At 63.9% G+C, this 23,740-nt stretch carries 21 protein-coding genes and 1 tRNA gene; 13 read left to right on the top strand and 9 right to left on the bottom strand.

Translation table 11 applies throughout. The annotated features are described in order from the left end of the window. Positions 1–149 precede the first annotated feature (149 nt). The 3 genes from H1B27_RS09670 to H1B27_RS09680 all read right to left on the bottom strand — a co-directional run bounded on the left by H1B27_RS09670 (position 150) and on the right by H1B27_RS09680 (position 3,768). Positions 150–1,517, bottom strand: a complete 1,368-nt coding sequence (locus H1B27_RS09670) for an MFS transporter (RefSeq protein ID WP_197965892.1) — start codon at positions 1,515–1,517, stop codon at positions 150–152. A 74-nt stretch (positions 1,518–1,591) separates the two neighbouring features. Beyond that, positions 1,592–3,121 carry an aldehyde dehydrogenase gene (locus tag H1B27_RS09675; RefSeq protein ID WP_197965893.1) on the bottom strand — a complete coding sequence of 510 codons (1,530 nt, stop codon included), beginning with the start codon at positions 3,119–3,121 and terminating at the stop codon, positions 1,592–1,594. Next, on the bottom strand, positions 3,118–3,768 hold the full coding sequence (locus H1B27_RS09680) for a GntR family transcriptional regulator (RefSeq protein ID WP_197965970.1): 651 nt from the start codon (positions 3,766–3,768) through the stop codon (positions 3,118–3,120). Before H1B27_RS09680 ends, H1B27_RS09675 begins: the two co-directional genes overlap by 4 nt. Positions 3,769–3,913: 145 nt before the next feature. Between H1B27_RS09680 and H1B27_RS09685 the strand changes: the two genes are divergently transcribed. The 7 genes from H1B27_RS09685 (at position 3,914) to H1B27_RS09715 (ending at position 10,475) form a co-directional block, all read left to right on the top strand. Beyond that, entirely contained in the window at positions 3,914–4,687 is a 774-nt protein-coding gene (locus tag H1B27_RS09685; RefSeq protein ID WP_197965894.1) for an alpha/beta fold hydrolase, read from the top strand. A gap of 396 nt (positions 4,688–5,083) precedes the next feature. Then, positions 5,084–6,298, top strand: a complete 1,215-nt coding sequence (locus H1B27_RS09690; protein WP_197965895.1) for a multidrug effflux MFS transporter — start codon at positions 5,084–5,086, stop codon at positions 6,296–6,298. A 14-nt stretch (positions 6,299–6,312) separates the two neighbouring features. Next, positions 6,313–7,710, top strand: a complete 1,398-nt coding sequence (gene guaD, locus H1B27_RS09695; RefSeq protein ID WP_197965896.1) for a guanine deaminase — start codon at positions 6,313–6,315, stop codon at positions 7,708–7,710. Positions 7,711–7,725: 15 nt separating this feature from the next. Further along, positions 7,726–8,709: an antibiotic biosynthesis monooxygenase gene (locus tag H1B27_RS09700; protein ID WP_197965897.1), complete on the top strand. Its 984-nt coding sequence runs from the start codon at positions 7,726–7,728 to the stop codon at positions 8,707–8,709. Positions 8,710–8,757: 48 nt separating this feature from the next. Further along, positions 8,758–9,660 carry a ribonuclease Z gene (rnz, locus tag H1B27_RS09705; RefSeq protein ID WP_197965898.1) on the top strand — a complete coding sequence of 301 codons (903 nt, stop codon included), beginning with the start codon at positions 8,758–8,760 and terminating at the stop codon, positions 9,658–9,660. Between the two features lie 210 nt (positions 9,661–9,870). After that, positions 9,871–9,944: transfer RNA gene (locus tag H1B27_RS09710), tRNA-Gln, on the top strand. A 168-nt stretch (positions 9,945–10,112) separates the two neighbouring features. After that, on the top strand, positions 10,113–10,475 hold the full coding sequence (locus H1B27_RS09715) for a DUF1428 domain-containing protein (protein ID WP_197965899.1): 363 nt from the start codon (positions 10,113–10,115) through the stop codon (positions 10,473–10,475). A gap of 10 nt (positions 10,476–10,485) precedes the next feature. Here the strand turns inward: H1B27_RS09715 and H1B27_RS09720 are convergent, their stop codons facing one another. From H1B27_RS09720 to H1B27_RS09730, 3 genes are all read right to left on the bottom strand, one after another. Next, complete coding sequence (locus H1B27_RS09720) at positions 10,486–11,052, bottom strand: invasion associated locus B family protein (RefSeq protein ID WP_061876823.1); 567 nt, start codon at positions 11,050–11,052, stop codon at positions 10,486–10,488. Positions 11,053–11,116: 64 nt separating this feature from the next. Then, complete coding sequence (locus tag H1B27_RS09725) at positions 11,117–14,263, bottom strand: multidrug efflux RND transporter permease subunit (protein WP_197965900.1); 3,147 nt, start codon at positions 14,261–14,263, stop codon at positions 11,117–11,119. Further along, complete coding sequence (locus tag H1B27_RS09730) at positions 14,260–15,426, bottom strand: efflux RND transporter periplasmic adaptor subunit (RefSeq protein WP_197965901.1); 1,167 nt, start codon at positions 15,424–15,426, stop codon at positions 14,260–14,262. The genes H1B27_RS09725 and H1B27_RS09730 overlap by 4 nt, the downstream gene beginning before the upstream one ends. A gap of 378 nt (positions 15,427–15,804) precedes the next feature. On the opposite strand from H1B27_RS09730, the gene H1B27_RS09735 reads away from it, so the two are divergent. From H1B27_RS09735 to H1B27_RS09760, 6 genes are all read left to right on the top strand, one after another. Beyond that, positions 15,805–16,044 (top strand): hypothetical protein, encoded by a 240-nt coding sequence (locus H1B27_RS09735; RefSeq protein ID WP_027571757.1) that lies wholly within the window; start codon positions 15,805–15,807, stop codon positions 16,042–16,044. Between the two features lie 205 nt (positions 16,045–16,249). Then, on the top strand, positions 16,250–18,649 hold the full coding sequence (locus H1B27_RS09740; RefSeq protein WP_197965971.1) for a TonB-dependent receptor: 2,400 nt from the start codon (positions 16,250–16,252) through the stop codon (positions 18,647–18,649). Between the two features lie 2 nt (positions 18,650–18,651). After that, positions 18,652–19,341: a Fe2+-dependent dioxygenase gene (locus H1B27_RS09745; protein WP_061876819.1), complete on the top strand. Its 690-nt coding sequence runs from the start codon at positions 18,652–18,654 to the stop codon at positions 19,339–19,341. Beyond that, complete coding sequence (gene exbB / locus H1B27_RS09750; protein WP_061876818.1) at positions 19,338–20,303, top strand: tonB-system energizer ExbB; 966 nt, start codon at positions 19,338–19,340, stop codon at positions 20,301–20,303. The genes H1B27_RS09745 and exbB overlap by 4 nt, the downstream gene beginning before the upstream one ends. A gap of 3 nt (positions 20,304–20,306) precedes the next feature. Then, positions 20,307–20,765, top strand: coding sequence for a TonB system transport protein ExbD (gene exbD, locus H1B27_RS09755; protein WP_061876817.1), 459 nt, complete (start codon positions 20,307–20,309; stop codon positions 20,763–20,765). Positions 20,766–20,776: 11 nt separating this feature from the next. After that, positions 20,777–21,589 (top strand): energy transducer TonB family protein, encoded by an 813-nt coding sequence (locus tag H1B27_RS09760; protein ID WP_197965902.1) that lies wholly within the window; start codon positions 20,777–20,779, stop codon positions 21,587–21,589. Here H1B27_RS09760 and H1B27_RS09765 read toward each other — a convergent pair. The 3 genes from H1B27_RS09765 to H1B27_RS09775 all read right to left on the bottom strand — a co-directional run bounded on the left by H1B27_RS09765 (position 21,577) and on the right by H1B27_RS09775 (position 23,680). Continuing rightward, positions 21,577–21,999, bottom strand: a complete 423-nt coding sequence (locus tag H1B27_RS09765; RefSeq protein ID WP_061876815.1) for a hypothetical protein — start codon at positions 21,997–21,999, stop codon at positions 21,577–21,579. The two genes, H1B27_RS09760 and H1B27_RS09765, sit on opposite strands and share 13 nt — an antisense overlap. Positions 22,000–22,057: 58 nt before the next feature. Further along, the gene (locus H1B27_RS09770; protein ID WP_197965903.1) at positions 22,058–22,738 is read right to left on the bottom strand and encodes a site-2 protease family protein; all 681 of its coding nucleotides are present in this window, start codon (positions 22,736–22,738) and stop codon (positions 22,058–22,060) included. A gap of 75 nt (positions 22,739–22,813) precedes the next feature. Continuing rightward, positions 22,814–23,680 carry a LysR family transcriptional regulator gene (locus H1B27_RS09775; RefSeq protein WP_197965904.1) on the bottom strand — a complete coding sequence of 289 codons (867 nt, stop codon included), beginning with the start codon at positions 23,678–23,680 and terminating at the stop codon, positions 22,814–22,816. Positions 23,681–23,740 lie beyond the last annotated feature (60 nt).

Below are 23,740 nucleotides of genomic sequence, written 5' to 3' on the forward strand. Positions count from 1 at the left end.
TGCCTGCGCCCCAGTCCTTCGCGACGCACGCCTACGGAGGGCCTGAGGATGAGGTGGCGTTATGTAGCCAGATGTCAGACCCTCATGGTGAGGAGCCCGCCGCAAGCGGGCGTCTCGAACCATGCAGGCCGCGCTCGTCCGAAGGCCTCTCAGGACGCTTCCTTGAGGACCGGCGCCGGAGTCTCCTCCGCCTTCAGCTCCTCGAGGCTGCGATGTCGGGGCTCGATGCCGAGTACCCAGACCGTGACGATCTGCACCACGAGCAAGCCGATCATCAGGGCCATGACGCCTGCCATGCCGCGCGATTCGAACAGCGACACGACCAGGAACGGCGTGACGATCGTGGCGCCGCGCCCCAGCGTATTGACGATGCCTGACGCACGCAGCCGGACCTCGGTCGGAAACAGCTCTGGAACGTAGATGCCGAACAGGAGCGCGACCAGGACATAAATCGGCACCGTCAGTGCGAAGCCCACGGCCGGCAGCAGGATCGGATCCGAGATCATGGGATAGAGCATGCCCAGCGCCACCGAGATCAGCGACGCGCCGATGATCGTTGGCTTGCGGCCCCAGCGGTCGGCGGTCAATGCGCCGATGGCCGCGCCGATCGGCGCGCCGAGCGCCATCAGCAGCGAATAGCCGAACGATGTCGCGACCGACAGGCCCTGCTTGACGAAGAACACGGGCAGCCAGGTCACGAAGCCATAGAGCAGGGTGTTGATCGTGATCAGGCAGACGGCGCCGACGATCATCCGCGACAGCAAGGGCGCAGTGAACAACGTGCCGAGATCGGGAGCGACCGGAGCGGGTGTCGTGGGCGCTGGAGCAGGCAAGGGCTGTCCTTGCGCCGCTTCCTTCTCGATCGCCTGCATCAACGCTTCCGCCTCGGCGGTGCGTCCCACGGCTTCGAGCCAGCGCGGGGATTCCGGCAGCGACTTGCGCATGTACCAGACGACGAGCGCGCCGATGCCGCCGAGCACGAACATCGAGCGCCAGCCGAATTGCGGAACGAGCACGGATGCGATCAAAAGTGCCGCTGGCAGGCCCGTCACGACGCATACGGCGGTGAGGCCGAGCCATTTGCCGCGGGTGCGGGCGGGCACGAACTCCGTCATCGTCGAATAGCCGACGACGTTCTCCGCGCCGAGCCCGACGCCCATCACGAAGCGGCAGGCGATCAGGAAGGCCATGTTCGGCGCGAATGCCGCGGCAAGGGAAGCGATGCCGAAAAGGAGCAGATTGAACTGATAGGTGAAGCGACGTCCATGGCGGTCGCCGAGGAAGCCGGTGCCGAACGATCCCAGCATCATGCCGACGAACGTCGCGGAGATGAAGGCCGCGTTCTGAGCGAGCGTCGAAAAGCCTGATTTCAGCGTGACGCTGAGCACCGTCCCGGCAATGTAGATGTCGAAACCGTCGAAGAACATTCCGATGCCGATCAGCAGCATGATGCGGCGGTGGAATGGACCGATCGGCAGCCGATCGAGACGGCTGCCCGCGTTTACCGATGTCGACATTGACGCTCTCCCTTGACTGTCATTCTGGTTGATGCGGCCCGCCTTCTATGGGCGGTCGGCCGGGTGCAGTTTTGCTAGTTCAGCCGCTTCTGATTGGCCGTGTCGCGATACCAGTCGAACGGCTGCTCGTGGGTCGCGACCATCACGCTCTTGGTGTTGAAATGGTCGTTGAAGCTTTCGGCGCCGCATTCGCGGCCGATGCCGGAATCGTCGACGCCGCCCCAGGGCGAGGCCGGGTCGAGGCGGTGATGATCGTTGATCCAGACGATGCCGGCCTTGACCGCGGCGGCGACACGGTGAGCGCGGGCGACGTCGCGGGTACGGATCGCTGCGGCGAGGCCGAACGGCGAGTCGTTGGCGAGCCGGAGCGCATCGGCCTCGTCCTTGAACGGTGTCACCGAGGTGAAGGGACCGAACACTTCCTCCTGGAAGATGCGCATGTCCGATTTGACGTCGGCGAAGACCGTCGGCTCGACGAAATATCCGTTGTCGTGGCCCGGCACCTTGGCGGCAACGCCGCCGGTGACGAGACGCGCGCCGTCGGCGTGACCATAGCCTGCATAGGTGAGAACGCGGTCGCGCTGCTTGGCCGAGATCACGGGGCCCATCTGGGTGCTGGGATCGAAGGGATCGCCGACGCGGATCGTGCGGGTCTTGGCCTGCAGCTTCTCCACGAACTCGTCGTAGATCGAGGCCTGGACGATGTGGCGCGAGGCGCAGACGCAGGTCTGCCCGGCGCCGATGAAGGCGCCGAACGCGGCATAGTTGACGGCGCGGTCCACGTCGAAATCGTCGAACACCATCACCGGCGTCTTGCCGCCGAGTTCCATGGTCTGATGCGCGAACACCTTTGCGGCCGCGCTGCCGGCGATGCGGCCGGCCTCCGTGCCGCCGGTCAGGACCAGCTTGTTGATGTCGCCGTGTTCGGCCAGCATCTTGCCGGCGGTGGGGCCGAGGCCGAGCACGATATTGAAGACGCCGGGCGGCAGGCCTGCTTCCGTGAAGATCTGCGCGAGCTTCAAGGTCGTGAGCGGCGTGTATTCGGACGGCTTCACCACGGTGACGCACCCGGTTGCCAGCACCACGGCGAGCGACTTGCACAGGATCATCAGGGGGTGATTGAACGGGGTGCAATTGGCGACGATGCCGATGGGGGTGCGGAGCGTGTAGTTCAGATAGGCGCCTTCGACGGGGATCACGGAGTCACGGCGCGACAAAGCGAGGCCGGCGAAGTAGCGGAAGAAATCGGGCAGGCGGGAGAGCTGGGCGCGGGTCTCGTTGACCGGGCGGCCGTTGTTGAGAGTCTCGAGCCGATACAGGCTGTCGAGATTGGCCTCGAACGCATCGGCGAGCTTGTTGACCAGTCTGGCCCTGGCGCGGGTGTCCATGCCGCCCCAGGCCTTGCCTTCGAAGGCTGCACGCGCGCTCTTCATCGCGCGGTCGATGTCTTCGGCGGTTGAATTGGGAATGCGGGCAATGACATCGCCGGTCGCGGGATTGCGGACGTCCAGCATCGCGCCGTCTCCGGCTTCGACTTCCCGTCCATCGATGAAATTGCCGAGGGTTTCGACGTCGATCGACGCGGGCTTCGAGGGAACGTTCATGATGACCTCTCTTCGACGATGACGGCGTTGCGCTTGAGCGCCGGCAGAACGCGCTTTTCGGTGTCCCCGATGTGGGCCTTGATGATGCGCGCCGCGGTGCGCGTTTCGCGCTGCTGCATGGCGTCGATCAGTGCGACGTGCTCTGCGACGAGCTTTGCGGGGTCGTGGCCCTTCAGGTTGGAAATGCTGACACGGACCAGCCGGTCGGCCTGGCCGATCAGGTCGCACAGCGCCGTTGCCATGCGGCGATTGCCGGAGGCATGGGCCAGCGCAGTGTGGAAGCCGCGATTGTAGGCGATGAAGTCCTCGTGATTGCCCGCGAAGCGGCGGAATTCGTCGAGCGATTTCAAGACGCTGTCGGATGCGCTTTCGATCGCCTCTGCGACGCAGGCCGGCTCCAGTGCGAGTCGGAAGCGCAGGAGGTCGCGGGCATCGGAGAGCGAGATCGGCGTCACTCGGTAGCCCTGGCGCGGCTGCACCGTCACGAGGTGCTCGCGCTGGAGCCGCAGGAGCGCATCCCGAACCGGCTGCCGGCTCACCGAATAGCGCTCGGCAAGGTCTTGCTCGCGCATTTCATCGCCCGGCGTAAGCCGGCAGGCTAAAATATCAGCTCTGAGAAGATCGTAGATATTTTCGCGCAAAAGCATGATTCTTTGGACCTCGTTGGCCATAATCTGACAATCCTGATATTTCACGTCAAGAGGCAAATGCTTGAATTCCCTGACAGTTGATTTATCAATCAATGGCCTCCGCGGCATGCCAGCCACCGACGAAGCTAGGGAAAGACCGAATATGGACAGGCTTCTTGCCAACGGGACCGTCAACGCCGCGCAGGCGGGCGAAGGACCTCCGCTGTTTCTTTTCCATTCGCTGCTATCGGATCGGGCCAGCTTCGATGCGATCGCGCCGGAGCTTGCGGGATCGTTTCAGACCATCGCGCCGGAGCTGCCCGGGTTCGGCCGTTCACGCACGGTCGAGGGCGGACTTGCTGCTGTCGCGGACCGGATGGCAGAGGCTGTGCGGGATGCCGCGGGCGGCGCGCCGTCGATCGTGCTCGGCAATGGCTATGGCGGCTTCGTCGCCCTGCAGATGGCGATCCGGCATCCGGAGATCGCCAGCCGGCTTGTTCTCGCTGATTGCGGCGCGGCCTTTTCGGAGCCCGGACGCGAGGCATTTCGCAACATGGCAAAGGTGTCTCGGGCAAAGGGGCTGGAGGCCATCACTGACGTCGCGATGCGGCGCCTGTTCGCGCCCGAGTTTCAGGAGCGGCACCCCGACCTGATGCAGGATCGTCGCGCCGCATTCTTACGGACCGATCCCGATGTGTTTCGCAGCGCATGTGAGGCGTTGGCTAGCCTCGATCTCCGCGCCGAGCTTGCCGCGGTGAAAGTTCCGGTCCTCGTTCTGGTCGGCGAGCACGACGAAGCAACGCCTCCGCCGATGTCGCACGAGCTGGCCGCTGGATTGCCGCACGCTGAGCTCAAGATCATTCCAGGATGCGCGCACGTGCCGCAGCTTCAATCGCCGCGGCAGTTTCTCGGAGCTCTCGAGGGATTCTTGCTCTGACCTTCGCCCGGCCAGCGCCGGCCGCGTATCGGAAGCAGCGATGCCTTCCGAGCGGTTAATGGCGTCGGTGCAACGACGAACTCGCAATTGGCGATGTTGTCATTCTGCGCCTGTTTTGCCCGACGAGTCAAACCTTCGTGCCGACAGGGCAAGAGTCGCGGCGGACGAAATTCTTCAGTGATTTCTACTTTGCATGGGGTTGTTTTCGCGTTTTTTGTCGGCGCGCTCCGCGGCCACAGCATCAGCTGTCAGATTCCGTATCGCGACGGGACCTCCTAAGAGTTTTTATACACAGTTCTGGCACGCTCCGCGCGTCAAGATCCGCAACCTGCATCGTCGCCTCTCATTGCGCGCACGAAAAGACGGGGACCTGCGGGCATCGAGGGGGCGTGAGCGATGACTGCACTTGCTTCGGACACCGGCCGCGCGAAGGGCGGGATCGTGCCGATCCTGCTGTGCGTCGTGCCGTTCAGCCAGATTCCGCTCGATGCCTATACGCCCGGCCTGCCGCAGATGGTGGTGGATCTCGCCGCCGACGCGGCGTCGATGCAGAACACCGTCACCGCCTACATGCTCGGCATGAGCCTTGCCCTGGTGCCGGTCGGCATCGCCTCCGACACGCTCGGCCGCCGCAACGTCCTGCTCGCAGGGCTGTCGGTGCTGATCGCGATGAGCATCGCCTGCGCGCTGGCCACCAGCGCCTCGCTGCTGCTTGGCTTGCGCTTCCTGCAAGGCATCTGCGGCTGCACCTGCCTCGTTGTCGCCTATGCGGTCGCCGCCGATTGCTTCCGCGGGCGCGAGCTCACTGCGATCTCGGGTCTGCTTGGAGCCGCATGGGGATTGGCGCCCGTGCTTGCGCCGGCAGCCGGCGGCTTCATCGTCGAGCTGACGTCGTGGCGCGGCGTCTTCGTGGTCATTGCGATCGCCGCGGCGATCGTTGCCACGATCGTCGTATTCCTTCTGCCTGAAACGTTGCCAGCGGAACGGCGTGCACCGTTCGATCCGCGCCGCACTGCCGGTATCTTGCGCGAGGCGCTCGTTCGTCGGGGCTTCCTGGCTTTCGTGCTGGTCTTCGCCGCTGTCGCCAGCGCGCAACTGGCATTCGGCGTCGTCGCGCCGTTCTTCTACCAGACTGGCCTCGGCTATTCGGCGGCCATCTACGGCCTCGTCGCGCTCGGCCTTGGCGGCGTCAATCTCGCCGGCGAACTGGGTTGCGCGCACTTCGCGCGCTTCATGCCGGCCCGCGTGATGGGCTTCGGCGCCTTCGCGCTATTCCTCGCCGGCGCCGCCGTCCTGACCGTAACAGGCATGACGCTGGGCCTCGATTTTGCGTCGATCACGATCGGCGGCGCGCTGGTGCTCGGCGGCTGCGGCGTGCTGTGCCCGATGATGTACGGCATGGCGCTCGGCCTGTTCGAGCGCGACCACGGCCTGATCGGCGGCCTGATCAGCGCGCTCTGCTATCTCGCGGTGAGCGGCGCCATGGCGATCGCGGCGGTGCTGCCTGAAGCAACGCAGGCGCCGCTCGGATGGCTGTATCTCGGCCTCTGCGCCGTCGCCGGAACGCTGCTCGCGATCTCGCTGCCATCGGCGCGCCACTCACAGACTTAAGGGAGGAACCAATCATGACCACCGTTGCCATTCGCGGCACGTTCTTCGACTTCGTCGACGATCCCTGGAAGCACGTCGGCGACGAGCAGGCCGCGGCGCGCTTTCACCAGGATGGCCTCATGGTCGCCACCGACGGCGTGATCAAGGCGTTCGGCCCTTATGACAAGATCTCCGCCGCGCATCCGGGCGTGGAGATCACCCACATCAAGGACCGCATCATCGTTCCGGGCTTCATCGACGGCCACATCCATCTGCCGCAGACCCGCGTGTTGGGGGCCTATGGCGAGCAGTTGCTGCCGTGGCTCCAGAAGTGGGTCTATCCGGAAGAGCTCAAATACCGGGATCGCAACTACGCGCGCGAGGGCGTGAAGCGTTTCCTCGATGCGCTGCTCGCTTCCGGCACCACCACCTGCCAGGCCTTTACCAGTTCCTCGCCGGTCTCGACCGAAGAGTTGTTCGAGGAAGCGAGCAGACGCAACATGCGCGTCATCGCGGGCCTCACCGGGATCGACCGCAACGCGCCGGCCGATTTCATCGATACTCCTGACAATTTCTATCGCGACAGCAAGCGGCTGATTGCGCAGTACCACAACAAGGGCCGCAACCTCTACGCCATCACGCCGCGCTTTGCCTTCGGTGCCTCGCCGGAATTGCTGAGAGCGTGTCAGCGCCTCAAGCACGAACACCCGGACTGCTGGGTCAACACCCACATCTCCGAGAACCCGGCCGAATGCAGCGGCGTGCTGGTCGAGCATCCGGACTGCCAGGACTATCTCGGCGTCTACGAGAAGTTCGACCTGGTCGGTCCAAAGTTCTCCGGCGGCCACGGCGTCTATCTCTCCAACAACGAATTCCGCCGCATGTCGAAGAAGGGCGCCGCGGTGGTGTTCTGCCCGTGCTCGAACCTGTTCCTCGGCAGCGGCCTGTTCCGGCTCGGCCGCGCCACCGATCCCGAACATCGCGTGAAGATGTCGTTCGGCACCGACGTCGGCGGCGGCAATCGCTTCTCGATGATCTCCGTGCTCGACGACGCCTACAAGGTCGGCATGTGCAACAACACGCTGCTCGACGGCAGCATCGATCCCACGCGGAAGGATCTTGCCGAGGCCGAGCGCAACAAGCTCTCGCCCTATCGCGGATTCTGGTCGATCACGCTCGGCGGTGCCGAAGGTCTTTACATCGACGACAAGCTCGGCAATTTCGAGCCCGGCAAGGAAGCTGATTTCGTCGCCCTCGATCCGAACGGCGGACAGGCCGCGCAAGCGTGGCATCAGTCGCTGATCGCCGATGGCGGGAGCCCGCGCACGATGGACGAGGCCGCGAGCATGCTGTTTGCCGTCATGATGGTCGGCGACGATCGCTGCGTCGACGAGACCTGGGTGATGGGCAAGCGTCTCTACAAGAAGAGCTGAAGCGGACGGCTGCCAATGAGCGCAACTCCTGACGCGGCCGGCCAGCCGGTCGCACTCGTCATCCAACGCCGCATTGCCGACGATGGCTTTGCTGCGTTCGCACGCTGGAACGGCGAGGTCGGCGAGGTGCTCGAGGCTTGGCCCGGCTTTCTCGGCCAGGAGGTGGTGCCGCCGCGACCGCCGGCGCATGTGGACTGGGTGACGATACTGCGTTTCTCCAGCCCCTCCGCAGCACGCGCCTGGCTCCAGAGCGATGTGCGGGCACGACTCATCGCGGAAGTGCAGCGCTTCTTCGTCGGTTCGGAGGACGTCCATATCCTGCCCGACACCGGCGTTCAGCGCGACAGCGCGGTCTCGGCCGTCATCTCGTTCAAAGTCCCTGATGGGCTCGAGGATGCGTTCCTGAAATGGCAGCAGCGCATCCAGGCCGCGGAGGCCGAGTTCAAGGGTTTCCTGCGCCACAAGATCGAGCGGCCGATTCCGGGCCTGCACGACGAATGGATCATCATCCTGTCGTTCGACTCTGATGCCAATCTCAATGCGTGGCTCGACTCGCCGTTGCGGCAGACCCTGCTGAAGGAGGGCGAACGCTTCAATGCCGGCATGAACGTGAAGCGAGCGAGCTACGGATTCAATTTCTGGTTCCCGGCCGGCAAGACGCCGGCTCCCGAGCAAGGGCCGGGCTTCATCTGGAAGAGCAACCTGATCGTCCTGCTGGTGCTCTATCCCGTGGTCTATCTCTGGGGCTACTTCATCAGCCGGCCGCTGATCGACAGTCATGGCGTGCCGGTCTGGCTATCGCTGTTCGTCGGCAATCTCGTCAGCACCCAGTTGCTCGGCTGGTGGCTGGTGCCCGCCGCCTTCAGGGCGCTCGACTGGTGGGTGACGCCGAAGGCGACGATCAGTCGCCAGATCGCGGGCTACGCACTGCTTGCGGCGCTCTACGTCGCGTCGATGGCCCTGTACGCGCTGCTGCTCGCGTGGCATTGGGGACGGTGAGGCCGGCCGGGCGGGCGGCCTCAACCACCTTCTGGGCTCGTGACGACCATGTTCGCCCTGACATTTCTCGGGACCTCCGCCAGCGTTCCCTCGACCGAGCGCAACCATCCCGCGCTCCTCGTGGAGGCCGCAGGCAAGCGTGTCCTGGTCGATTGCGGCGAGGGCACACAGCGCCAGTTGTTGCGCAGCGGCGCCGGCTTTCGGCGGCTCGACCGCATGTTGCTGACGCACGCGCATCTCGATCACATGCTCGGCATCCCCGGCCTGTTCTCGACGCTGGGCTTGCGGCAGACTTCCGACGTGATGACAATTCACGGCGGGGAAGGAACGCTCGACATCGTCATCCGGATGCTTGCAGGCCTGTGGGGCGCGGGCAGGGCGCCGATCCCGGTCGAGTTCGCGCCGCTGACCGAAGGACGGGTCATCGATGCCGGTGATTTCACCATCGACTGTTTTCCGGTCCGCCACCGCGACACCGACAGTTTTGGTTTCGTCTTCCAAAGCCCCGCGCGCCGTCGTCTTCGGCCTGATCGGCTCATGGCGCTTGGTGTCCCCGACGGTCCCTTGCGCGGCGAATTGGCCGCGGGGCGCCCGGTCGTGCTTGCCAACCGAACCATCGATCCGGAAGACGTCCTTGGCCCGCCGAGCGGCGGCAGGAAACTCGTCGTGATCGGCGACACCGAGACCACCGAGGGGCTGTCGCAATACGTTGCCGACGCCGACGTGCTGGTGATCGAGGCGACGTTTCTCGATCGCGACGCGCCGATCGCGCGGAACTACGGCCATCTCACCGCGGCGGAAGCGGGTTCCTTGGCTGTCACGAACAACGTCGGACAACTCGTGCTGACGCATCTGTCGGGACGCTACGAAGACGAGGAGATACTCGCCGAGGCGGCAAGGATCTTCCGGAACACTCGGATCGCCGCAGACTTCGATCGCATCGTCGTCTAGTCAACCCATGGCGAGGCCGGGACTGTCCGAAAGAGCAGCAACGTTTCGCTCGGGCGTGAACGCAGTAAGAACATGCGACGATGTTCACAGAAGGACTGGACCGCAAACGCTGGCGCGGCTATATGACCGGCCTGCGGGCCGCTGATTTGCGGAACTTTCAGCCAGTCTTGCAGAACTCCGAAGAAAGCTTAGCAATTTCAAGCGCTTCGGTGGGGAATGGTGTAACGGTAGCACAACAGACTCTGACTCTGTTTGTCTTGGTTCGAATCCAGGTTCCCCAGCCAGTTCCTGGCCCTCTTCCAATGTGAAGTTCCCTGTCCTCCCGACCAGGATTTGCCCAGTGATCGGCCGCGTCGCGCTCGCGACGCTTTGCCTCACTCGCATTCGTATTTCCGGGTCGGATCGCCGCGCGCAGTATCGTCCTTGGGCCGTACAACCCAAGGAGATCCCTAATGCCCTATGTCGATGGTTTCGTTCTCGCCGTGCCGAAGGACAATCTCGAGGCCTACAAGGCGATGGCGGCGACCGCCTGTGCGATCTGGATGGAGCACGGCGCGCTCGATTATGTCGAATGCATCGGCGACGACGTTCCCTATGGGGAGCTCACCTCGTTTCCGCGCGCGGTGATGGCGAAGGAAGACGAGGTCGTGGTGTTCGCCTGGATCGTCTACCGGGACCGGGAGAGCCGCGATGCCATCAACAAGAAGGTGATGGCGGATCCCCGGCTGAAAATGGAGGGCATGCCGTTCGACGGCAAGCGCATGATCTATGGCGGCTTCACGACGCTGCTCCGGGCGAGCGACGTCGTGACGTGAGGCGGAGCGGCTACTTGATCTTGTCGTAAGCGGCCGAGAAATCGCCCAGCGGCATCGGGATCGCGATCGTCTCCTTGGCCATGTTCTGGAAGGTGACCTTCAGCTGCTTGCCTGACCGCAAGGCGGCGAGCAGGTCCGGCGCGATCGGGGTCGAGGCGTAGCAGCCGCGGTTCTCGCAGGTCTGGATCTGGAGATCGACCGTCTTGCCCTCGTCGACCTGGAGCTTGGCACCGATGGGAAGGTTGAGGCCAAGCGGCAATTGCAGCAGCGCTACCGGCGTGCGGGTGTCGGGCGCGATGCGGATGTTGATCAGGAGGACGGTCTGGCCGGTCTTGGTCAGTACCGCGTTCTGCTCCATCGCGCATTCGAGTGGCGCATCGCGGCTGGCACTGGTGCAACGGACGATCCAGCCGGACTGCCCGGGAGTGCCGTCCGCCTGTGATTGCGTCGGGGCAGGCGCAGGCTGTGTGGCCGGGGCAGGGGGCGCGGTGTTTCTCTTGGCGCCCTGCTGGGCATGCGCAGCGCCAATTGACAAGACGGCTGCGGCAAGGGCGACAAGTCTGGATTGCATGAGCATGGCGAAACTGCGCTGGCGTGAAACAGGCGCCTCGCTGTAGCGTCGCCGAAGCCGCAGCGCAAGCTTACTCGGCGGCTTCCTTGACGCTGCCGTGCTCGGGGGCCTCGTCGCCTTCGCCATCGCCCGAACGGACCCAGGTGGCGAACCAGTTGTTGAGCTTGTCGAGATAGAGATAGACCACGGGCGTGGTGAACAGCGTCAGCGCCTGGCTGACGATCAGGCCGCCGACCATGGCGTAGCCGAGCGGCTGACGGATCTCGGCGCCGGTGCCGTGACCGAGCATCAAGGGCACGCCGCCCAGAAGCGCGGCCATCGTCGTCATCATGATCGGGCGGAAACGCAACAACGCGGCCTGGCGGATCGATTCCTCCGGCGTCTTGTGCTCGTCGCGCTCGGCGGCGATCGCGAAATCGACCATCATGATGCCGTTCTTCTTCACGATGCCGATCAGCAGGATGATGCCGATCAGCGCGATCAGGCTGAAGTCGAAACCCGCCGCCATCAGGATTGCGAGCGCGCCGACGCCGGCCGAGGGCAGCGTCGACAGGATCGTGATCGGGTGGATGTAGCTCTCGTAGAGAATGCCGAGGATCAGGTAGACCACGACTAGGGCGGCGAGGATCAAGAGCGGCACGGTGCCGAGCGACTGCTGGAACGCCTGCGCGGTGCCCTGGAAGCTGGAGTTCAGCGTCGGCGGTGCGCCGAGATCGGCCATTGCCCGCTGCACCGCCTCCGTGGCCTGGCCGAGCGCCACGCCTTGCGCCAGGTTGAAGCTGATCGTGATCGATGGGAACTGGCCTTGATGGCTGATCGAGAGCGGACGGACCGGGTCGGTGGTCCAGGTCGCGAAGGTCGACAGCGGCACCTGGTCGCCGGTCAACGGCGATTTCAGGTAGAGCTTGTTCAAGCTGTCGAGATTGCCCTGCATCTCCGGCAGGATTTCCAGAATGACCTTGTAGGTGTTGAGCTGGGTGAAATACTGCGTGACCTGCCGCTGTCCGAAGGCGTCATACAGCGTGTCGTCGATCAGCTGCGGCTGGATGCCGTAGCGGGCGGCGGTGTCGCGGTTGATCTTGAGCTGCACCGTTGTGCCCTGTGTCTGCTGGTCGGTCGCGACGTCGCGCAGCTGCGGCAGGGTCTGCATTTTGGCGAGGATCTTGGGCGCCCATTCGTTGAGCTCGTCAAGATTGGCGTCCTGCAGCGTGAATTCGAACTGCGTGCGCGTCGGCCGGCCGCCGAGCCGGACGTCCTGGGCCGCCTGCATGTAAAGCCGGGCGCCCTCGACCTTGTCGAACTGCGGACGCAGCCGCGCGATGATCTGCTGAGCAGAGGCCTCGCGCTGATCGCGAGGTTTCAGCGTGATGAACAGGTTGCCGTTGTTGCCGGCGCGGCCGCTGCCGCCGATCGACATGGCAACGCTGGCAACGTCGGGATCGGCCATGATGATCTTGCCGAGCTCCTCCTGGCGCCGGGTCATCTCCTTGAACGAAATGTCCTGCGAGGCTTCCGAGGTGGCGGTGATCAGGCCGACGTCCTGCTGCGGGAAGAAGCCCTTCGGGATCAGGACGAACAGGTAGATCGACAGTCCGAGCGTGACGAAGAAAATTGCAAGCGTGGTGCGCCGCCAGGCGAGGGCGTGATCGAGCACATATTCGTAGCCGCGCAGCATCGCGTCGAAGGCGCGCTCGCTCCATTGATAGAAGCGGCCGTGCTGAACCTCGCCATGGGCGCGCAGGAAGCGCGAGGCCATCATCGGCGTCAGGGTCAGCGACACGAACATCGAAACGAAGATGGTCATCGCCAGCACCACGGCGAATTCGCGGAACAGGCGCCCGATGATGCCGCCCATCAGCAGCAGCGGGATCAGCACCGCGACCAGCGAGATGCTGATCGAGACGATGGTGAAGCCGATTTCCTTGGAGCCCTTGAAGGCGGCCTCCATCGGCGAGTCGCCTTCCTCGATGTAGCGGGTGATGTTCTCGAGCATCACGATGGCGTCGTCGACCACGAAACCGACCGCAATGGTGAGTGCCATCAGCGACAGATTGTCGAGCGAATAGCCGACCGGCCACATCAGGGCGCACGCGCCCAGCAGCGCCAATGGCACCGTGACGGTAGGAATGACCGTCGCCCAGAAGCTGCGCAGGAAAATGAAGATCACCATGACCACGAGTGCGATGGTCAGCAGCAGCGTGAATTGGACGTCCTCGACCGCGGCGCGGATGGTGGTGGTTCTGTCGCTGATGAGCTCGATCTTGATCGCGGGCGGGATCGCTGCCACGAGGCGGGGCAGGGTCGCCTTGATCCGGTCCACGGTCTCGATGACGTTGGCGCCGGGCTGCTTGAAGATCACCAGGAAGACGCCGCGCTTGCCATTGGCCCAGGCCGCCTGCTTGGCGTCTTCAGCGGCGCTGACCGCTCGGCCGATGTCGCGAATCCGCAACGGACCGCCGTTGCGATAGGCGATGATGACGTCGTTCCAGTCCTTCGCCTGGGTGAGCTGGTCGTTGGCGTAGATCGTGTAGGCGCGTTTTTCGCCGTCGATATTGCCCTTGGGGCTGTCGACCGTGGTGATCGCAATCTGGCTGCGCACGTCCTCCAGCGACAGGCCCTTGGCGACGAGCTTCGCCGGGTCGACCTGGATGCGGATCGAAGGTTTCTGCTGGCCGCCGATGAAGACCTGGGCGACGCCCGACAGCTGGCTGATCTGCTGAGCAAGCTGGGCGTCGACCGCGTCGCTGACGCTGGTCAGCGGCAGCGTCTCTGATGTCGCCGACAATAGCAGGATCGGCGCGTCGGCCGGGTTGACCTTGCGGTAGGTCGGGGGCGAGGGCAGGTTTTTGGGCAACTGGCCGCTGGCAGCGTTGATGGCGCCCTGGACGTCATTCGCGGCGCCGTCGATGTTGCGGTTGAGGTCGAACTGGATGGTGATCGACGCCGTGCCCAGATAGCTCGTCGAGGTCATCTGCGCGATGCCGGGGATCTGGGCGAACTGCCGCTCCAGCGGCTGTGCCACCGAGGAGGCCATCGTCTCGGGGCTGCCGCCGGGCAGGTTGGCGGTGATCTGGATGGTCGGAAAGTCCACCTGCGGCAGCGGCGCAACCGGAAGCAGCGGATAGGCGACGAGACCGACGAAGAGGATCCCCGCCATCAGCAGCGAGGTGCCGATGGGATAACGGATGAAAGGTGCCGAAATCCCGCCTTCGGTCATTCCTGTCGTACCTTGCTCTGGGCCGGATCGGAGCTTGCCACTGCCGTCGACACGAGGCTTCCGGGCTGGACCTTGAACTGGCCGCCGACGATCACCTGCTGGCCCGGGCTCAAGCCTTCCTCGATGACCGAACGTCCGTCGATGCCATAGCTGACCTTGACCTTGTGAACCTCGGCCTTGTTGTCCTGATTGACCGTATAGGCGTAGAGGCCGTTGGTGGAATGCTGGACCGCATCATCAGGAACCACGGTCGCATCCTTGAGCGTCCGCACCAGGAGCCGCGTCGAAACCGACTGGCCCGGCCACAGCGCGTGGTCCTTGTTGTCGAACACCGCCTTGAGACGGATCGTTCCGCTGGTCGTGTCGACCTGGTTGTTGATGACCGCGAGCTTGCCCTCGGCCAGCGTCTTCTTGCCGTCGGTCGTGAAGGCAATCACCTTCAGCGCGCCGGCCTTCTGGCCTTCGGTGATATAGGGGAGCTGGTCTTCCGGAGCGGTGAAGATCACGGAGATCGGTTCGACCTGCGAGATCATGACGATGCCCGTCTGGGTCGAGGCGTTGACGATGTTGCCGATGTCGACCTGGCGGAGCCCTGCGACACCGGTGATCGGTGCCTTGATCTGCGTGTAGTCGAGCTGGGTCTGGGCGTTGGCGATCGCGGCTTCGTCGGCGGCGATCTGGGCGGTGAGCTGCGCGACGGTGGAGCGTTGGGTATCCACCCGCTGTGTTGTTGCGAATTCGCCGAGCTTCACGGCGCGCTGGAGCTCCAGATTGGCGTTGGCGAGGTTTGCCTCGTCCTGCGCCTTCTTGGCCTTGGCCTGGTCAAGCGCGGCTTGGTAGGGCCGGGGATCGATCGAGACCAGAAGGTCGCCCTGCTGGACGATCTGGCCTTCCTTGAACTCGAGCCTGATGATCTGGCCGTCGACCCGGCTGCGGACCTGGACGGTGTTGAAGCCCTGGACCGTGCCGAGACCGGTCAGGTAGACCGGGAAGTCGGCCTTCTGGACCGGCGCGACGCTGACGGGAATAGCGGACGGGCGGGGCGACGCCTTCTGTGCTGTCTGGGTCTGTCCGGCCGAGCCAAATCTCTGCCAACCATAGTAACCTGCGGAGGCCACGGCCGCGATGATCGAAATCCAGAGGATCGGCCGGGACTTTTTCATATCGTCTCGTGTCGGCTCTCGTGCCCTACGCTTACGAAATATGGGGCCAATCATACGGTTCCAGCGCGCTTGTATAATACACGCCAAGTTCCAGTGTAAACAGCACTATCAGTTCGGAAACCTAAACAATTGGAAAGCTTTGCACGCCCTGGGCAGTGCTCTGGCGCCGCGCTGTGCAGGGCTGCATTTTTCCGGGCGCGACCGATCGCCGTGCCCCTCTTGCGCAGCACCGATAGCGGTGTGCTCAGGCCGAATGGCGCTGCGCTGAGTCCTGGTTCGGATCAGTCACGAGAACGGTTCTAAATCGCGCGGAGGCCGTTTCGGTTGTCAGGGATTTCGGCATCGTTCATATCGGCGCCGCCACGAATGGAGCGCAGGATGGACGAGCTGAACGGCAAGCTGATCGCGTGTCAGATTTTGATCACGGGATTGATCGCGCGTGTCGCCAACGAGCAGCGCGATCCCTTGCGCTTCCTCACCGACTTTCGCGACGAGATCAAAGCCGTCGTGAACGGCGTCAACATCGCCGGCATGGACAGCACCGATCGCGTGCGCGCGGTCGCGCAGAAGACGGTCGACGAATTGTTCTCGCTGATGAAGCCGCCGAGTAGCGACTGAGAGCGAACGTCTTTCTGCGTTGTCTTTAGAACGAGTCCAATCTCGATCTTAGAACGATTTCAAACTGTAGTTTAGAATCGCTTTGATCTGGATTGATTCAAGGGTTCTCGCGGGCGGCTCGCATTGACCCGCTATTTTGTGGCCGATACCAACAGCCATCGTTCGTCGAAGTGAATGAGCGAACAGGAATATGGGGCGTTTGGTAATGGGGCAGGTGGTCGCACCGAAGTCGTTGCGTTCGGTCGCAGCATTCGATTTGATGGATGAGAGGTTCGCGGGCGTTTCCGGCAAAAAAGTTTCGGCGGTCGCGAGCTTGATCGCGGTGGCGTCGGTGTCGGGCGGCGCGCAGGCGCAGCAGTCGAACCTGCCGCCGGTGACGGTCGATGCTCCGGTCGAGCGGCCGCGTCCGGCGGCCTCGAAGCCTTCACCCGAGCAGGTCCGTGCCCGCAACGCGCTTCGCCGCGCCGCGCAGCGGCAGCAGGCGCAGCAGACGGCTCCCGTCACGCCGTCAGGCCCCGCCGACGCCAATCCCTATGCCGATCCCGCGGCGCCCTACAAGGTCGATCACGTGCAGGCCTCGGGCAAGTTTCCCGAGAAGATGCTGAACACGCCGAAGAGCATTACGGTGCTCAGCAAGGAAGTGCTTGAGGACAAGAACGCCACGACGCTGAAGGAGGTCGGACGCTCGACGGCGGGCGTGACGCTAGGCTCGGGCGAGGGCGGCAACGCGTTCGGAGACCGCTTCTTCATCCGCGGCTTCGACGCACGCAACGACGTCTTCATCGACGGCATCCGCGATCCCGCGGTTTCCATCCGCGAGAATTTCTTCACCGAGCAGATCGAGATTCTGCGCGGCCCGGCATCCTCCTATGCCGGCCGGGGCACCGCCGGCGGCGCCATCAACATCGTCACGAAGCAGGCCGGCGACGTCAACTTCAAGCGGATGGATAGCGAGTTCGGAACCGACATGACCAAGCGCGTCACGCTCGACGTGAACCAGGTCATCGATCCGACCTTCTCGGTGCGCACGGGCGGCCTGTTCCAGGACGCCAACGTCGCCGGACGCAACTACGTCACCGACAATCGCTGGGGCAACTTCATCTCGACCAAGTACACCCCGACCAGCGACATCAAGATCACGACGAACTACGTCCATACCGATCTCAGCGGCTATCCGGATTTTGGCGTGCCCTACTACAAGCAGGGCAACGTGCCGGTGACCTCGGCGGGCATTCCGCGTGAGAACTGGTACGGCTTCCTCAATCGCGACTTCCAGACCGCGCGGCAGGATTTCGGCACCGGCACGATCGAGTACAAGGTCAACGAGGCCATCACGCTGACCAGCAAGGTGCGCGGCGAGCACTCGCTGCTCAACTACATCGGCACGCTGCCGCAGAATCCGAATACCACCAGCCCCAATCCGCTGCTCTGGACCACGACGGCGAGCGCGCAGAGCCGCTACCAGAACGTCGACGTATGGGCCAACCAGAACGAGGCCACCTTCAAGCTCGACACCGGCGGGGTCAAGCACACTGCGGTGTTCGGCGTCGAATATTCGAACGAGAACATCTCGATCGACCGCTATGCCGGCCTCGCGTCAGAACTGTCCGGCTCCGCTTTCACGAGCAACGGTGCCGTCCAGAACGTCAATCTCTACTCCCCGCAGTACACCAACATTCCCTTCGGCACGCCGTCGCTGCTTGGAAATCCGACCCGCTATGGCGTCAACACCAGTAGCGTGTACGTCATGGACACCGCGAACTGGCAGGACACCATCATCGTCAACGGCGGCGTGCGCTACGACGGCTACAGCCAGAGTGCCTCGAACAATAGCCCGAACTATGTGAAGCAGAATTCCGATCTGGTGAACTACAACGTCGGTGTGGTCTACAAGCCGATGTCGATCGGCAGCGTCTATGCCGCCTACGCAACTTCGGCCAATCCGTTCGGGTCGGAGCTGGATGCGACCGGCACCGAATACGGCGGCGTTCCCCCCAACTCGACCATCCTGCTCGGGCCCGAGCGCAACAAGGCGATCGAGCTCGGCACCAAATGGGAGCTTGCGGATCGCCACTTGCTGGTGACCGGTGCGCTGTTCCAGACCACCAAGGACAACGCGCGCGAGACCGTCAACAACCTGCTCACATCGGGTGCTGCCTACAGGATCCAAGGCATCGACATCGAGGCGGAGGGCAAGATCACCGATCGCTGGAGCATCTTCGGCGGATTGGTGCTGATGCAGTCGAAGGTCACGCAGAGCGGCGTTGCTTCGAATATCGGGCTGCAGCTTGCCAACATTGCCCACCAGTCGTTCAGCATGCTGACCAAGTACAAGTTCGATGGCGGTTGGGAGCTTGGCGGCCAGGCGGTGTACCGTTCGAAGGTCTATGGCGGCACGTTCGCGGCCAACACCAACGAGCTGCCGAGCTATTGGCGTTTCGATGCGTTCGTCGAGAAGAAGATCGACCAGAACTGGACCATGAAGCTCTACGCGCAGAACCTGACCAACAAGCTCTATTACGACTCGTTCTATCGCAGCAACGTTCCGTTCGTGGCGGTCGCGCCGGGACGGGCATTCTACGTCGTGACGACAGCGAAGTTCTGATCATGTTGACCTGCCTGCCTGGCGTTCTCAGCAAGGATGATGTGGCGGATTTCCGCCGCATCATGGACGTCAGCGACTGGGAGGACGGCCGCTCCACCGCCGGCGCGCAGTCAGCGATGGTCAAGCGCAACGAGCAATTGCCGCCGGATAGCGAGGTCGCGCGCAAGCTCGGCAACCGCATCATCTCGGCGCTGACCTCGAACCCGCGCTTTATTGCGGCGGCGATCCCGCTGCAAATCTTCCCGCCGCTGTTCAACCGCTATGCGGCGAGCAGCGGCCATCATTTCGGCCTGCACGTCGACAATGCGATCCGCGGCGACCGCCTGACGGGCCTTCGCATCCGCACGGACCTGTCGGTCACGCTGTTCCTCGCCGAGCCGGAAGACTATGACGGTGGCGAACTTGTGATCGAGGACACCTATGGTTCGCACGAGGTCAAGTTGCCAGCCGGGGACTGCGTGCTCTATCCCTCGACCAGCCTCCATCTGGTCACCCCCGTGACCAGGGGAACGCGGGTTGCGTCTTTCTTCTGGCTTCAGAGCATGATACGGGACGATCAAGCTCGGAGCATGATCTTTGACCTCGACACCGCGATACAGGCGCTGGTGGAACGGCTCGGGCGTGACGATCCCGAAACGGTCAAATTGACGGGTATCTATCACAACCTCATTCGCTACTGGGCCGAAGTATGAAGACTATGTCCTTCCAAGCAAGCCTTGCCGCAGCTTTGATGCTGGCGGCCACCTGGCTCGCATCCCCCGTTTCTGCCCAGACACAAAGCCCCCCGGCACCGGCGCAATCGGTGGCTCAGCCAGCCCCGGCCGGCCCGACCCCGATGGCGCCAGGAGCCTCCGCGCCCGCGACCCAGGAGCCTTCGGTTTCGACGCCAGCCGCTCCCACGGCGCCTCCCGCGGCCACCGTTTCGACGACCGCAAAGCCCGATGCGGCCGCCGTCGCGCCGGCCATGAAGGAATTGTCGCCCTGGGTGATGTTCATGTCGGCGGACGTCATCGTGAAGGCGGTGATGATCGGGCTCGCCTTCGCCTCGCTGATGACCTGGACCGTCTTCATTGCCAAGTCGATCGAGCTTTCGGTCGCCTCCACCAAGCTTCGTTCGGCGCTGAAGAAGATTGCGGAGGCGCGCTCGCTCGCCGAAGCGCAGATGGCCCTCGGCACCAAGCAGGGCATCCTGCCGTCCTTCCTGACGGCAGCGCTGCGTGAGGCGCGGATGTCGGCCGGCTTGTCCAGCGATGCCGGCATCAAGGAGCGCGCGGCTTCCAGCTTTTCCGAGATCGTGCGCGCGGAACAGCGGCGCATCCGGATCGGCATGGGCGTGCTTGCGACCATCGGCTCGACCTCGCCCTTCGTGGGCCTGTTCGGCACGGTCTGGGGCATCATGAACAGCTTCATCGGAATCTCGAAGTCGCAGACCACGAACCTCGCCGTAGTAGCGCCCGGCATTGCCGAAGCGCTGCTCGCCACTGCGATCGGCCTTGTCGCCGCCATTCCCGCCGTCATCATCTACAATCATTTTTCGCGCGTGACGAAGGGTTATCTCGAACTCGTCAGCCGCGCCTCGGGCGCGGCGGGGCGGCTGCTCTCGCGTGATCTCGACCGCAGCCACGGCAGCGTGCATTCGCGCGCAGCGGAGTGAACCATGGGTGTTTCGCTCGCAGACAACGACGGCGAAGACGACGATTTCTCGGAGACGCATGACATCAACGTCACGCCGTTCATCGACGTCATCCTGGTGCTGCTGATCATCTTCATGGTCGCGGCGCCGCTCTCCACGGTCGACCTGCCGATCGATCTGCCGACGTCGAGCGCGACGCCGCAGAAGAAGCCGGACAAGCCGACTTACCTCAGCATCAAGCCCGATCTGACGCTCGCGATCGGAGAGAACCCGGTTCACCGGGCAGAGTTGATCGGGACCCTCGACGGCCTGTCCGACATGAGCAAGGATAAGTATGTGTTCCTGCGCGCCGATCGTTCGGTGCCGTATGGCGAATTGATGGGAGTTATGGAGCTCTTGCGCTCAGGCGGCTATACACGGGTGAAACTGGTCGCGCTGGAAGGCGCGCCGGGGGCGCCTGCTCCAGGCGCCGCTCAGCCCTAAGAAGACGCACAATGTCGGACGAAGTCAGGCCATCCCGGAAGCTCTGGATCCTCGCGGCGGTCGCGGCGCTCGCGCTCCATCTGGGTGGTGCTGCGCTCGCGCTGGCGCATCTGCGGGCCGACGACGACGGCGACGGCCTGGGTGCCAACGGTGCAGAGTTCGCCGTCGAGATGGCATCGCCCAAGGCGCCCGAGACGGATCTGCCGCCCGGACCCGACAGCGAAGCGATGCAGGAACAGCAGGCGCTCCCCGAGCAGAAGGCCGAGACCAAGGAGACGGAGCTTCCAAAGGATCAGTCTCAGGAGGTCGAGGATCCCGACCGCGTCGTGACCGAGAACAACGCGAAGAAACCGACGGAGGACGATCCGAAGATTCAGGCGGTCGAGACTCCCGCCGCCGAAGCCTCGCCGAAATCGGTTGCCACCGCGCGGCAGACGCTCGAGGAGGATGCGCGCGAGGCCGAGAAGGCACTGGCGCCCGTCATCGGTATCGGCAAGGACATCCTGAAGCTGACGGCCGATTGGAACCGCAAGATCAGCGCGCATCTGGCGCTGCACAAGGTCAATCCGGACGGCAAAGTGCCCAATAACCAGAAGGTCAAGGTGAGCTTCGCGATCAACCGGAAGGGCAACGTGCTGTCGGTGGATGTCGTGGAATCGTCGGGGGATGGAGCCTACGATGCGGCGGCGGTGTCGATCGTCCGCAAGTCCGATCCCATCCCGCAGCCGCCCGCCGGACTGACCGAAGACCGGTTCGAACGTACGGTCGACATCATCTTCACTCCGCCGGACGCGAAGAAGAAAAAGACGGCTCAGCGCCAGTAGAGCCGGATCCCAACATAGACCACGACCAGGCACACAAAGATCAGCGCTACCGGGAGCGGCCGTTTCTGGCTTCCAGCGAACGCCGCCGCTCCGAAGGAGGCGGCCTTCTTCGGTTTCGGCGCCGGCCGGCGGAAAGCGGTAACATTATCCGCCGCTGGTTCAGACGGACGGGGGCGGACGTCGGGTGGCGATCCGGCGCCGCCCATCTCGACATAATAGGCCCTGTAGATCGCGCCGATGGTGGCTTCGCTGGCCTCGTTCTCGCTCATCTGCGTCAGCAGGTTCCTGTAGCTGGCGAGGAACTCCTGGGCCTCAGGTGGCAGCGCGGACGCCCCGTTGAGCTTGGCCATCATGTTCCAGGTGGCAAAATCAGCGCGGGCGCGGGTGTCGGCGCGTCGCGCGATCAGCATATCGGCAGCTTTGACCAAGTCGGCCTCTGGCCCTTCGGCGTAGGAGTGTTCTGTTCAACTAAACGTTGCCGGTGAGGAACAGAACAGCCTGAATCAAATAACCGGTCAACGTTCGCAGTATTGCTGAAATAACATCAAGATTTAGACCGAACTGCGAACCCGCAAGCGGCAGCAGGATCAACAGGCCGATCAGGATCAGCATACCGAACGGCTCGAGCCGGGACAGCGGCGCGGCGAGGGGGCGGGGCAGCAGCCCGACCGCAACGCGTCCGCCATCGAGTGGCGGTATCGGCATCATGTTGAACACGGCCAGGATCGCGTTGATCACCAAGGCATTCTTGAGGTTGTCCGCAACCCATTTCGCCGAGCTCGCGGGCACCAGGGGCAGGGCATGGAAGGCGAGGGCCGCGGCCAGCGCCAGCAGGATGTTGGTGACGGGCCCAGCCAGCGCCACCCAGACCATGTCGAGCCTGGGGTTGTTCAGCTTGCGGAAGTTCACCGGCACCGGCTTGGCATAGCCGAACAGAAATGGCGAATGCGCGAATAGCAACATCGCGGGCAGGATCAGGGTGCCGAACGGATCGATATGCCGAAGCGGATTGAAGCTGACGCGGCCGAGCTGCGAGGCCGTGTTGTCCCCGAGCCGGTCCGCGACGAAGGCGTGCGCGGCCTCATGAAAGGTAATCGCGAGCACCAGCGGCAGCACCCAGACGGAAAGATCATAGAAGGAGATGTTCACGGCTCGTCCGTTCCGGTTCGCACGCGCGCTTTGCAAAGCAGGCCGTATAGGGCCACAACCCTTTACGATCTACTGTTATATGGCGCCCAATTGCGAAATTGCCCGCTGCAGATGATCCGCCAGCAGTGCCGCCGGACGCGACGGGTTGCGCGCGCGGTGGAGGCGGATGTCCGCCGCCGGCAGCGGCGGCAGGCCGTCGCGTTCGGACAGAACGCGCAGGCGAGGGGGCAGGGTGCTAGCCTTCACGACCGTGATCGCGAGACCCTCTGCCGCGATCGCTTCCACCGCTGCAAGCGTCCGGCTGACGAAGGCGAGCCGCCAGGGACGGCCGGCGGCATCGAGGGCCTCAGTGGCCCACTGCCGGAACAGGCAGCCCGGCGGGCAGAGTGCGACGGGCAGCGTGGGGCGCTGTGGCCCGGCTGAGTAGGACGCGGCTGCGGCCCAGACTGCCTGCTCGCGTCTCAGCAGTTCGCCATTGCCGCTTCCTTCCGGATGCATGGCGATGACGAGGTCATAGTCTTCGCCGAGCCGGGCCGGCATCGTCGCCGTCAGCCCCGTCTCGATCTCGACCCGGATCTCCGGACGACCTCTGGCAAAATGCGCCAGCAATGGCGGAATGACGATCGTGCCGTAATCGTCCATCACGCCGAGGCGGACCACGGCATCGGGCTTGCGCGGGCGGAGCGCATCGACCGCCTCTGCATTGAGGTCGAGAAGCCGTCTTGCATAGACGAGCAGCTCGTGACCGGCCGCGCTCAGCGCCACACCCGACCTTGTGCGGTGAAACAGTCTGACGTTCAGCCGCTCTTCGAGGCGCCTGATCTGGACGCTCACCGCCGATTGGGTGCGGTTGAGGATCGCGGCCGCGCGCGTGAACGACCGATGATCGGCGACGGCGAGGAAGGCCCTCAGAAGGTCGGGGTCGAGATCGGACGCGGTCATGACGAAAACTTATCCTGGCATGACGGAAATTCCATTCCCCGTTTCGGCGCGTCTCCTATG

The sequence above is a fragment of the Bradyrhizobium diversitatis genome, assembly GCF_016031635.1.
Lineage (GTDB): Bacteria > Pseudomonadota > Alphaproteobacteria > Rhizobiales > Xanthobacteraceae > Bradyrhizobium > Bradyrhizobium diversitatis.

Coding starts and splice junctions, on each gene's coding strand:
- H1B27_RS09725 (WP_197965900.1), bottom strand. CDS start 14,263: ATGACCGAAGGCGGGATTTCGGCACCTTTCATCCGTTATCCCATCGGC.
- H1B27_RS09670 (WP_197965892.1), bottom strand. CDS start 1,517: ATGTCGACATCGGTAAACGCGGGCAGCCGTCTCGATCGGCTGCCGATC.
- H1B27_RS09690 (WP_197965895.1), top strand. CDS start 5,084: ATGACTGCACTTGCTTCGGACACCGGCCGCGCGAAGGGCGGGATCGTG.
- H1B27_RS09730 (WP_197965901.1), bottom strand. CDS start 15,426: ATGAAAAAGTCCCGGCCGATCCTCTGGATTTCGATCATCGCGGCCGTG.
- guaD (WP_197965896.1), top strand. CDS start 6,313: ATGACCACCGTTGCCATTCGCGGCACGTTCTTCGACTTCGTCGACGAT.
- H1B27_RS09685 (WP_197965894.1), top strand. CDS start 3,914: ATGGACAGGCTTCTTGCCAACGGGACCGTCAACGCCGCGCAGGCGGGC.
- H1B27_RS09775 (WP_197965904.1), bottom strand. CDS start 23,680: ATGACCGCGTCCGATCTCGACCCCGACCTTCTGAGGGCCTTCCTCGCC.
- rnz (WP_197965898.1), top strand. CDS start 8,758: ATGTTCGCCCTGACATTTCTCGGGACCTCCGCCAGCGTTCCCTCGACC.
- H1B27_RS09760 (WP_197965902.1), top strand. CDS start 20,777: ATGTCGGACGAAGTCAGGCCATCCCGGAAGCTCTGGATCCTCGCGGCG.
- H1B27_RS09675 (WP_197965893.1), bottom strand. CDS start 3,121: ATGAACGTTCCCTCGAAGCCCGCGTCGATCGACGTCGAAACCCTCGGC.
- H1B27_RS09720 (WP_061876823.1), bottom strand. CDS start 11,052: ATGCTCATGCAATCCAGACTTGTCGCCCTTGCCGCAGCCGTCTTGTCA.
- H1B27_RS09765 (WP_061876815.1), bottom strand. CDS start 21,999: ATGCTGATCGCGCGACGCGCCGACACCCGCGCCCGCGCTGATTTTGCC.
- H1B27_RS09715 (WP_197965899.1), top strand. CDS start 10,113: ATGCCCTATGTCGATGGTTTCGTTCTCGCCGTGCCGAAGGACAATCTC.
- H1B27_RS09680 (WP_197965970.1), bottom strand. CDS start 3,768: ATGCTTTTGCGCGAAAATATCTACGATCTTCTCAGAGCTGATATTTTA.
- H1B27_RS09740 (WP_197965971.1), top strand. CDS start 16,250: ATGGGGCAGGTGGTCGCACCGAAGTCGTTGCGTTCGGTCGCAGCATTC.
- H1B27_RS09735 (WP_027571757.1), top strand. CDS start 15,805: ATGGACGAGCTGAACGGCAAGCTGATCGCGTGTCAGATTTTGATCACG.
- H1B27_RS09745 (WP_061876819.1), top strand. CDS start 18,652: ATGTTGACCTGCCTGCCTGGCGTTCTCAGCAAGGATGATGTGGCGGAT.
- exbB (WP_061876818.1), top strand. CDS start 19,338: ATGAAGACTATGTCCTTCCAAGCAAGCCTTGCCGCAGCTTTGATGCTG.
- H1B27_RS09700 (WP_197965897.1), top strand. CDS start 7,726: ATGAGCGCAACTCCTGACGCGGCCGGCCAGCCGGTCGCACTCGTCATC.
- exbD (WP_061876817.1), top strand. CDS start 20,307: ATGGGTGTTTCGCTCGCAGACAACGACGGCGAAGACGACGATTTCTCG.